Raw genomic sequence first — 4,122 nt, forward strand, 5'->3', positions numbered from 1 at the left:
CATACCTTGTGCATGTGATGAAAAACTTTCTAAGATATTTAATTTAAAATTAAACACACCACTAATAACTTTTGATGTATTAGAGTATACAAGAGATGGTGTTGTTGTAATGTACAATACGGAATATTATACTGGAAAAATGGTAGATTTTACAATTTGTAGAAATGTAGCATATAGATATCAACACACTAAGTAGCATTATTACCTAGATACTTATAAATAAAATTAAAAAAAGAGTTTAGTTTAAAGTATTAAAAGGAGGTATAACTTGTTTAGTATAAAAGAAGTATACAGACCAACTTCAATAGAAGATGCATACAAAACATTAATATCACAAAAGAATAATGTAATTCTCGGAGGAACTTTATTTTTAAGAATGGGAAACAAAAGAATAAACAAAGCACTGGACTTAACAAGTTTAAATCTTTCATACATAAGTGAAGAAAAAGAATACATAGAAATTGGAGCGATGACATCATTAAGAGAATTAGAAACAAATAAAATAATAATAAATAATTTTAAAGAAGTTTCGGAGTGCGTAAAAGATATTATAGGTGTTCAATTTAGAAATATAGCAACTATAGGAGGTAGTGTATTTTCAAAGTATGGATTTTCAGATGTAATAGTAGCACTGCTTTCATACAATACTGAGGTTGAGTTATATAATGGAGGAAGGATAAAGCTAGAAGAATTTTTAAGGCAACCCTATAAAAAAGACTTATTAACTAAAATATATATATATAAAGATAATATAAAAGCAAAATACATTTCAATTAGAAATGAAAGTAGTGATTACCCTATACTTAATGTAAGTATATCTAATAATAGTGGGCAATTCAAGATATGCATAGGAGCTAGACCACAAAGGGCAACTATAGCAATAGAAGCAAGTCAATACATATCATCTAATCCTAAAACTTTAGAAAATATAATAAAAGCCGCAGAAATAGCTTCAGAAGAATTAGTTTTTGGAAGTAATACAAGAGGAAATAGTGAATATAGAAAAAAAATTGCTAAAGTACTTGTAAAAAGAGCCATCTTGGAGGTTGAAAAATGTTAATAAACACAATTATAAATAATAATAAAACAACCATTGAAATAAAACCAGGGGAATACTTAGTAGATACTTTAAGAAAACTAGGAAAGTATAGTGTAAGAAGAGGATGTGATACATCTTGCTGTGGCTTATGTAGTGTATTAATGGATGGAAAGCCTGTATTATCCTGTTCAATGTTATCAATAAGAGCAGAGGGTAGGCATATAACTACAATTGAAGGACTACAAGAGGAAGTAAATGAATTTGCAAGTTTTTTAACTAAAGAGGGTGCAGACCAATGTGGATTTTGCTCACCAGGATTTATAATTAGTGTTATTGCAATGCAAAAGGAATTAAAAAATCCAAGTGAAGAAGATATAAAGCACTATTTAGCAGGAAATCTTTGTAGATGTACAGGATATGTAGGGCAATTAAGAGCAATAAAAAAGTATTTAGAAAGTAAGGAAGTGAATTAATGGATATTGTAGGAAAGGGGATACCTAAAATAGATGGCATGGGAATAACAACAGCCAAACCAGTATACACAGATGATTTAGTTCCTAAAGATGCATTAATAATAAAATTACTTAGAAGCCCACATGCAAATGCAATTATAAAAAATATAGATATATCCAAAGTAACAAAATTAGAAAACATAGAATGTATATTAACTTATAAAGATGTAGGAGAAACTAAATTTACACTAGCTGGGCAAAGCTACCCAGAAGCATCTCCTTATGATAGATTAATACTTGATAAAAACATAAGATATGTAGGTCAAGAAGTAGCAATAGTTGCAGGAAGTGATGAAAGTTCTATAAATAAAGCTTTAAAACTTATAAAAGTTGAATATGAAGTATTTACACCAGTACTAGATATGGAAAAAGCAATAGACAATGAAGTTATAGTACATAAAGAGCACATACACAACAATGTAGACTTTGGTATGCAAAGAGAGCGAAATATAGTAGTTGATTATGATAAATCTTTTGGAGATGATATACAAAAAACACTACAAGAATGTGATGTAGTTGTTGAAGATACATATTATACACAAGCACAAGCACATGCTATGATGGAAACATATAGAGCTTTTAGTTATATAGACCATAACAACAGGCTTGTAGTTACAACATCAACTCAAATTCCATTTCATGTAAGAAGACAGTTATCAAAAGCATTAGAAATACCACTTCAAGATGTTAGAGTTATAAAACCTAGAATAGGTGGAGGTTTTGGCGGTAAACAAAACGGATGTGTAGAAATGTTTACAGCTTTAGTTACTTTAAAGACTAGAAAACCTTCTAAAATTATATATGATAGAAAAGAAACTTTTAGTTGCACAAGTAGCAGACATCAAATGAAACTAAATGTAAAAATAGGGTCAGATAAAAATGGAAAAATAAAAGCAATAGATATAAAAGGATTATCAGATGCAGGAGCACATGGAGAACATGGCTCAACGACATTTAACTTAGCAGGGGAGAAAACTCTTCCTATTTATTCTAGAATAAATGCAGCTAGATTTAAAGGGCAAGTAGTTTATACTAACAAAATGCCAGGAGGAGCACTTAGAGGATTCGGTGCAACTCAAGGAACATTTGCAGTAGAATCTACTATAAATAAATTAGCTAATAAGTTGAATATGGACCCAACTGATTTAAGATTTTTAAATATAGTAAAAGAAGGGGATGTATCAGTAGCTTATAATAAGCCATTAAGAAGTTCAACACTTGATAAATGTATAGAAAAAGGTAAGAAACTAATTAAATGGGATGAAAAGTATCCATTTAAAAAAGTATCAGATAATGTGATAAGAAGTGTTGGGATGGCAGTAGCTATGCAAGGTTCTGGTGTTGCTAAGTTAGACTGTGCATCTGTAGAAATAAAATTAAATGACAGTGGACACTATACTTTATATACAGGATCAGCTGATATGGGAACTGGAAGTGATACAATACTTGCACAAATTGCTTGTGAAGAATTAAAAACTACTATGGATAATATAGTAGTTCACTCGGGAGACACTGATATATCTCCGTATGACACTGGTTCATATGCATCAAGTACGACTTATGTAACAGGAATGGCAGCTATCAAAAGTGCAAAAGATTTAAAAGAAAAAATTATAAAATGCGGAGCAAAATATTTGGATTTAAGCTATGAAAATGTTGAATTTGATGGTAAGCATATAAAGGATACAAATGATGAAAATAATAAAATAAGTATAAAAGACATTGCTAATAAATCAGTGGTAGGGTATCAAAGTGAAAGGCTTGTAGGTTTTGGGTCATATGGAAGTGAGGATTCACCACCACCTTTTGTTGCTGGATTTGTTGAAGTAGAAATTGATACAGAAACAGGTAAAGTTAAAGTAATAAATTTTGTATCTGTTATAGACTGTGGAACTGTGATAAATAAAAACTTAGCAACTATTCAAGCAGAAGGAGGCATAGTACAAGGTATAGGAATGGCTTTGTATGAGGATGTTATATATGATGATAAAGGTAAAATGATAACTAATACATTTATGCAGTATAAAATTCCTTCTAGGTGTGATATAGGAAATATCATAGTAGACTTTGAAGAAAGTTATGAGCCAACCGGACCATTTGGTGCAAAATCAATAGGGGAGGTAGTTATTAATACTCCTTGTCCAGCAATTTCTAATGCAATATATAATGGTATAGGTGTAAGAGTAAATTCATTACCTATAACTCCTGAAAAGATATTTATGGCATACAAAAACAAATAAAGGATTTAGCAGAGTTTATAGAAGATTTAAGAATTTAATTGTTTGATGGTGTTAGGAAGTTATAGAAAAAAATAATCACATTACTTTGACATGTTTAAATAATGTGATTATTTTTAAAAGTTTTAAGAAATATATCATTATTATATCCAACTAATTCCATAAATCCCTTTCTAGAAATACTTTTTATATCAGGATATACATGATTTGATTGTAGAAGCTTTCAACAGGAATATCATGATTATATTGATTTAGCAAGGTTGCTTCAACTAATGCCTGGCATAGATATTTTTATTGTACTATTTGATTTAAAAAGTCTAAGGGAGTCTAAATT

The 4,122-nt window shown here is 29.8% G+C and carries 4 protein-coding genes; all 4 read left to right on the forward strand.

What is annotated here, in order from left to right; all coding sequences use genetic code 11:
* Positions 1 to 196, forward strand: a 196-nt coding sequence (locus VLM92_RS16785) for a hypothetical protein (RefSeq protein WP_325277468.1), incomplete at its 5' end; no start/stop codon positions are given.
* Between the two features lie 72 nt (positions 197 to 268).
* The gene (locus VLM92_RS16790) at positions 269 to 1,060 is read left to right on the forward strand and encodes an FAD binding domain-containing protein (protein WP_325277469.1); all 792 of its coding nucleotides are present in this window, start codon (positions 269 to 271) and stop codon (positions 1,058 to 1,060) included.
* The gene (locus tag VLM92_RS16795) at positions 1,054 to 1,512 is read left to right on the forward strand and encodes a (2Fe-2S)-binding protein (protein ID WP_325277470.1); all 459 of its coding nucleotides are present in this window, start codon (positions 1,054 to 1,056) and stop codon (positions 1,510 to 1,512) included. The genes VLM92_RS16790 and VLM92_RS16795 overlap by 7 nt, the downstream gene beginning before the upstream one ends.
* Positions 1,512 to 3,791, forward strand: coding sequence for a xanthine dehydrogenase family protein molybdopterin-binding subunit (locus VLM92_RS16800; RefSeq protein ID WP_325277471.1), 2,280 nt, complete (start codon positions 1,512 to 1,514; stop codon positions 3,789 to 3,791). Before VLM92_RS16795 ends, VLM92_RS16800 begins: the two co-directional genes overlap by 1 nt.
* Positions 3,792 to 4,122: the final 331 nt, after the last annotated feature.

It is taken from the genome of Romboutsia sp. (assembly GCF_035470145.1).
Taxonomy (GTDB): domain Bacteria; phylum Bacillota; class Clostridia; order Peptostreptococcales; family Peptostreptococcaceae; genus Romboutsia_D.

Coding starts and splice junctions, on each gene's coding strand:
- VLM92_RS16800 (WP_325277471.1), top strand. CDS start 1,512: ATGGATATTGTAGGAAAGGGGATACCTAAAATAGATGGCATGGGAATA.
- VLM92_RS16795 (WP_325277470.1), top strand. CDS start 1,054: ATGTTAATAAACACAATTATAAATAATAATAAAACAACCATTGAAATA.